This is a genomic window from Marivirga sp. (genome assembly GCF_024636815.1).
In the GTDB taxonomy this organism is placed as follows: Bacteria; Bacteroidota; Bacteroidia; order Cytophagales; family Cyclobacteriaceae; genus Marivirga.
Window position 1 is genome coordinate 1 of sequence record NZ_JAGXGF010000212.1, and the last position, 6,244, is coordinate 6,244.

At 34.4% G+C, this 6,244-nt stretch carries 5 protein-coding genes and 1 pseudogene; 5 read left to right on the forward strand and 1 reads right to left on the reverse strand.

Translation table 11 applies throughout. The features are described 5' to 3' along the window. The 5 genes and pseudogenes from Q0L29_RS15225 to Q0L29_RS15245 form a co-directional block, all read left to right on the forward strand. Positions 1–1,401 (forward strand): annotated as a pseudogene (locus Q0L29_RS15225) (DNA gyrase/topoisomerase IV subunit A); the annotation flags it as partial. Positions 1,402–1,407: 6 nt separating this feature from the next. Then, positions 1,408–2,100 carry an RNA methyltransferase gene (locus Q0L29_RS15230; protein WP_296623034.1) on the forward strand — a complete coding sequence of 231 codons (693 nt, stop codon included), beginning with the start codon at positions 1,408–1,410 and terminating at the stop codon, positions 2,098–2,100. After that, positions 2,100–2,726 (forward strand): ElyC/SanA/YdcF family protein, encoded by a 627-nt coding sequence (locus tag Q0L29_RS15235; RefSeq protein WP_296623035.1) that lies wholly within the window; start codon positions 2,100–2,102, stop codon positions 2,724–2,726. Before Q0L29_RS15230 ends, Q0L29_RS15235 begins: the two co-directional genes overlap by 1 nt. Positions 2,727–2,875: 149 nt before the next feature. Further along, positions 2,876–3,298, forward strand: a complete 423-nt coding sequence (locus Q0L29_RS15240) for a hypothetical protein (RefSeq protein ID WP_296623036.1) — start codon at positions 2,876–2,878, stop codon at positions 3,296–3,298. Between the two features lie 6 nt (positions 3,299–3,304). After that, entirely contained in the window at positions 3,305–3,760 is a 456-nt protein-coding gene (locus Q0L29_RS15245; RefSeq protein WP_296623037.1) for a MarR family winged helix-turn-helix transcriptional regulator, read from the forward strand. Positions 3,761–3,878: 118 nt separating this feature from the next. Here the strand turns inward: Q0L29_RS15245 and Q0L29_RS15250 are convergent. Further along, positions 3,879–6,244: TonB-dependent receptor (locus tag Q0L29_RS15250; RefSeq protein WP_296623038.1), on the reverse strand; the 2,366-nt coding region annotated here is incomplete at its 5' end.

Here is a 6,244-nt window from a genome sequence, read left to right on the forward strand (position 1 = left end):
CCATTTAAACCTCAATTTTACAGAGAAATCACACAGGATGATATTATACGCTTAACGGAAATCAAAATCAAGAGAATTTCTAAATTTGATAAGTTTAAGGCGGATGAGTTAATGCGCAAGTTAGAGGATGAATTGGCTCAGGTAGAGCATCATTTGAAAAACTTAACAGAATATGCCATTGATTATTATAAAGGCTTATTAGAGAAATACGGTAAAGGAAGAGAGCGTAAAACTGAAATCAAGAGTTTTGATAATATTCAAGCTCATACAGTTGCTGCAAACAACCAAAAGCTTTATGTTAATAGGGTAGAAGGCTTCATTGGTTATGGAATGAAGAAAGATGAATTCGTGACCGATTGCTCGGATTTGGATGATGTAATTGCCTTCAAGCGAGATGGGACATATAAAGTAGTCCGAATCGAGGAGAAGGTATTCGTGGGCAAAGATATTATTCATGTTGATATTTTCCGCAAGAATGATGAGCGTAGGGTTTATAATGCTGCTTATTTGGATGGGAAAACAGGTCGAACTATGGTGAAAAGATTCCAGGTTTTATCTGTAACTCGCGATAGAGATTATGACCTTTCTAAGGGAGCAAAGGGATCTAAAGTATTGTATCTGGAAGCTCGCCCTAATGGAGAGTCAGAAGTAATTAATGTGAAATTATCTAATTCTTGCCGAGCAAGAGTAAAAGTATTTGATTTTGATTTTGCTGAATTGGAAATTAAAGGTAGAGGCGCAGGAGGAAATATTTTAACTAAATATCCTGTAAAAAAAATCGAATTCAAATTGTTGGGAGAAAGCAGTTTTGGTGGATTGAAAATCTACTATGACCAATCTGTTGGTAAATTGAATACAGACGAAAGAGGTCAATTGATCGGTTCTTTCCATGGAGACGATAATATTTTGGTGATTTATAAGGATGGTTCTTATGAACTGAGTAATTATGAATTGACCAATCGATTTGATGGTGAGAAGGTAGAGTTAATTGAGAAATTCGATCCAAACTGTGTGATTTCTAGTGTATATTATGATGGTGCTTCCAAAAACTATTTTGTGAAGCGTTTCCAAATTGAAACACGTACAATGAACAAGCCTTTTGTATTTATTTCAGAGCATAAAAAATCTACTTTGACAGTGGTAAGTACTGATAAAGATCCACAACTAGAAGTAGAATTCCGCAAAGGAAAAGGTAGGGAAAAGGAATCTGCTACTTATGATTTCGATATGTTGATTGATGTGAAAGGTTGGAAAGCAATTGGAAATAAACTTTCTCAATATGATGTCACGAAAGTAAAATTATTGGAAAGCAAGAAGGAAGAGAAAGCAAAAGAATATAAAACAGGTGATTCAGTTGATTTGGATGTGGATGATGATAAAGAGCAATTGGGTTTATTCTAAAGGAATATGGATGCTGAATTAAATCATTTTCTCACCCAAAAGTTTGGAGAATTTCTTTCTGATGAACGAAAGCAGTTTATTGAATCTGTTTTGGAGAATCGAACAGATTTTATCAGAGTGGTTTTAGAGGACATTCGTGATCCTCATAATGCCAATGCTATTATTCGGTCTGGGGAATGTTTGGGGATTCAGCATTATCATATCATAGAAAATGAAAATGCATTTAAACTGGGCAGAGGTGTAAGTAGGGGTGCTATCAAATGGGTAGATGTTCATCAATATCCTGAAAGTAAAACGCCTACAGCTGATGTTTTACAAGATTTAAAATCGAAAGGCTATAAAATTGTAGTGACAAGTCCGAATGCAGAAGCTTGTTCTCCTGAGGAATTAGAATTAGATAAACCCATAGCTATTGTAATGGGAAATGAGAAAGCAGGCATAAGCGAAGAAGCAAAATCCAAGGCAGATGAGTTTGTCCGTCTTCCCATGCATGGGTTTACAGAAAGCTATAATGTATCCGTTGCATCGGGCATTACATTTTACAGTTTAGTCAGTAAAATGAGGGCATTCGTAGAAAACTGGCAATTTAATGAGCGAACAAAGACAAATTACCGTTTGCAGTGGTATAAAAAATGTATGGCAAGACCTGACGATTATGAAAAATTCTTCGTTAAGGCATTTGAATCACAAAAAGCATAATGTTTAAATTCTTCATCCGTCTTGGTCTATTTCTTTTAATATCTGTAATTGTATTTGCTATATTTTCCAATGTTTTCATCATTTCGAAAACCAGCACCTATATCTATGAGGATATTAATGAAATTCCTGAGAAAGAAATTGCCTTGGTTTTAGGTACGAGCAAACGAAATATGAAAGGGGAAGCCAATAGTTTTTTTGATAATAGGATGGATGCGGCAGCGGAGCTTTTTCACAAAGGAAAAGTGAAAAGTCTATTGTTGAGCGGAGATAACAGAACTCGCTACTATAACGAACCTAACGATATGAAAAAGTCATTAATGGAGAAAGGAGTACCAGAAAGTGCAATTTCTATTGATACTGCTGGCTTGAGTACCATAGAAAGCGTATATCGTTGTAGTGAGATTTTTAATCATCAAGATGTTGCTATTATTACTCAAGAATTTCATGCTTTCAGGGCGTTATATATTAGTCAATATTATGAAATGGATGCTATAGCATTTCCAGCAGCTGAAGTACCCGTTTATTCTTCCACAAGAGTGACTATTAGAGAATTTTTTGCTCGTCCTAAAGCATTGTTAGACTTATATGTGTTAAAATCTTATCTTGATTTTGAGGGAAAGAAATAATTTCCCTTGTCTCCCAAAGTTCGTATTATTCCATTTTAGTTTCCATGCTACTGTAGCCAATTAAATTAATATTTATTGAATATATTTTTACTGTTTTATAAATTACTGTACCTTTATATCGCACACGATTAAAACGTAACAGATTAATTATGAAAACTAATTTTATTAAGAATGCACTTCGAATTTTATTGGGGGCAATTATGACATTAGCCGGAATAGGGCACCTTACTTTTCAGCGGGAAGAATTTCTTGCTCAAGTTCCGCGATGGTTGCCCACAGATCCTACTTTTATGGATTTCGTAGTTTTATCCTCTGGGATTGTAGAAATCACTTTAGGTCTCCTAATGATTTTTCTATTTAAGCATAAAGCAAAAGTAGGAATTGCTTTAGCCTTGTTTTATATCCTGATTTTCCCAGGCAATATCTCACAATACACCAATGGAATTGATGCTTTTGGTCTTGATACCGACCAAAAGAGACTAATTAGGTTGTTTTTTCAGCCTGTCTTAGTAATTTGGGCACTTTGGTCAACAGGCGGATGGAAATTCCTGATATCTAAATTAAAAAAATAATCTAAAATGGATGATAAGTTTAGCGCACTTTATTTAGAAAAACAGTTGTGTTTTCCGTTATACGCGGCATCAAGGTTAACCACTAAATTATATGCACCATATCTGAATGATTTAGATATTACTTATCCGCAATATTTAGTAATGTTAGTCTTATGGGAACATCAAGAGCAAACAGTCAACAAAATCGGGGATCGATTACTCTTAGAATCTAATACCTTAACACCTTTATTAAAACGACTCGAAAAGAAGGGCTTTATTTATAGGGAGCGCTCTGAACTTGATGAAAGAACGGTAGTTGTTTCATTAACAGAGGAAGGCGATAAGTTAAAATTAAAAGCAGCTGAAATTCCAGAAAAAATAATAGGTTCTTTTAAGGAGGATACTGTTTCAGAAACTGAAATTTATGCTTTTAAAGAAATGCTTGAAAAGTTGATTAAGGGATTAGAAAGTAAATTGAAATAGTGTAAACAACCCTTAGAAAGATATCTACTAAGGGTTGTTGACAATCCACTTATTCATTTAGAAGTGCTTTTATACTTCTTCAATGGAAAGTTTAAAAATGGAAAATGGAGGTAGCAAATTAAAAACTCTGCCCATCATCTCCGCCTGATTTCTGATCATCGTTAGAGATTCTACTTCTTTTTTGTCTAGCTTTATAATCCAGCTGACCGAATTTATAACTAAAATTAAGACCAAAAGAACGAAATGGAATAGAAAATACATTTCGTTGATAGAAATCACTATCCTCGCTACCTAATTCTGTTTCAAAAGGTTTTCTTTCTTTAAATGGTTCAATTATAGATAATCCTATACTTCCTCTTTTATCCCAAATTTGCTTCTTAATTCCCAAACCAAAAATAGAGAATGATGGATTATACCCTTGTAAAGTTTGTCGTCTTGGTCTAGCAAATCCAAAGGCATCGATCATCCAATCATTAGGTAATTTAATGTTGGAATTGATGTTTCCGCTAAATAACCAAGCATTATTTTCAACATCTTGTCCTTGGATAAGTCCTTCTGACATAAAATAATTAGCATTGATTCCACCACGAATAGTCCAGATTTTAAATAATTCAGTGGAGATAAATAAGTTTGATCCTACATTTTGCTGTGTACCCACGTTCTCAAAGGTGGTTACCGTTGCATTTCTTTCTGCATCTTCAAAAATAACGGACTGAATTACTTCGCTAATGTCATTGTAAAAGAAGGAAAGGTTAACTGAAGTTCCTTTTAAGAAGGTGCTGAAACCTAATTCATAATTATCGGATAATTCAGGATTTAGGTCAGGATTACCAAAGCTTATATTTCTAATATTTCCGATTTCAACATAAGGATTCACATTTCCCAAACTAGGTCGTAGGATTCTTCTATTATAAGATAATTTTATGGAATTGAACTTCCCGAATTTCTGATTCACAATGATGCTTGGTAACCAATTCTCATATGATATGGGATCGAAATTACGTGCAGTTGCTTCTTCAAAACTACCTTGAAGACCAGTATATTCATATCTAACACCAGCTATTACTCCAAGCTTTTTGGTGATATTGGTTTGAGTAGAAACGTATCCTGCAAATACATCTTGATTGTAGTAGAAAATATCGGTTCTGTTATCTACAACTTGATAATTATTGGAACCTTCAGGCTGCTCTTCATATTTGAAATCACTGTCAATATCTCTGATGATGGATTTGAAACCAGTTTCTAATTTGAATTTTTCTCCAAAAGGATGCGCATAATCAATTTGAACGGTGTTTTCTCTATTGTTGCCGTCATTAATATTTCTTGCTACTTCATAATTTTCAGTTGTAGGTTGGTTAATTTCAAATTCTTGATCTCTTACATTTCCATCGATTTTGTAAGATGCTGAAAACTCTCTTCCTTCCTGCTCAGGAAATTTCATTACATAATCAAATGACCATTCATATCCCCAGTTTTGAGATAAGTTATCTTGAAATCTTTGATAGGTATTTTCAGTCCCACCCAAATTTTCTGAAACCGTATTAGTTCCCTCAGAATTGCTATTAAATCCTCTTAGCCTTAAACTTGTTGATAAACTATGAAATGCATTGAAATCATAAAAAGCACCCATATTTCCAAAATAACCTAATCTGTTGCTGAGGTTTTCACCTTCTTGTCTTCTTATGTTTGTTTGTCCATTTGTGACTGTTTTCTGATAGAAATCTGTAGTAGCATACTGCGGCCAAGAATAAAATGAACTACCATTGACATTAAATCCCAATCTTCCTTTTCCTGCGTTAATCCCAACTACACCACGATTAATTCGCGTTCCAGCTGTTAGATCTACATTTCCTGCAAATCCTTGTGGAGTTTGTTTTTTGGTAATGATATTGATAATACCTGCTGTGCCTTCTCCATCGTATTTAGCAGAAGGAGAGGTGATCACTTCCACACTTTTAATTTGATCAGAAGGGATCATTTTTAAAGCATCTCCAGTATTGGCGCCAAACATACTGCTTGGTTTACCATTAATAAGAATTTGTACATTTGAATTTCCTCTTAGTGATACGTTTCCGTTCTGGTCAACTGATAAAAGTGGAGCTCTCCTTAAAACATCGGAAGCATCTCCTCCCATATTAGCAACATCTTGCTCAGCATTGTAAACAATTCTATCTATTTTATTTTCTATAGTTTCTCTTTGACCTGAAACAACCACTTCGTCTAATTGATCAGTATCAGTTGTAAGTTTGATGCTTTCAAAATCATGATCAGGTTCTCTTGGTGTTAATTCTACTTCCTGAGAGAATTTTTGGTAACCTACAAATGAAACCTCTACTATGTATTTCCCTAGTTTTAGTCCTATTAACTTAAAACTTCCATCATCTCCTGTTACCACACCATTCACAGTCTCACCGTCTTTTGGTGATTTTATGACTACCGTAGCGTACGATACTGGTTCAGAATTATTTCCAGCAACGATTGTCC

Bases quoted from the DNA above. Each gene is read 5' to 3' on its own strand.
- Q0L29_RS15230 (WP_296623034.1), top strand. From the start codon at position 1,408: ATGGATGCTGAATTAAATCATTTTCTCACCCAAAAGTTTGGAGAATTT.
- Q0L29_RS15235 (WP_296623035.1), top strand. From the start codon at position 2,100: ATGTTTAAATTCTTCATCCGTCTTGGTCTATTTCTTTTAATATCTGTA.
- Q0L29_RS15240 (WP_296623036.1), top strand. From the start codon at position 2,876: ATGAAAACTAATTTTATTAAGAATGCACTTCGAATTTTATTGGGGGCA.
- Q0L29_RS15245 (WP_296623037.1), top strand. From the start codon at position 3,305: ATGGATGATAAGTTTAGCGCACTTTATTTAGAAAAACAGTTGTGTTTT.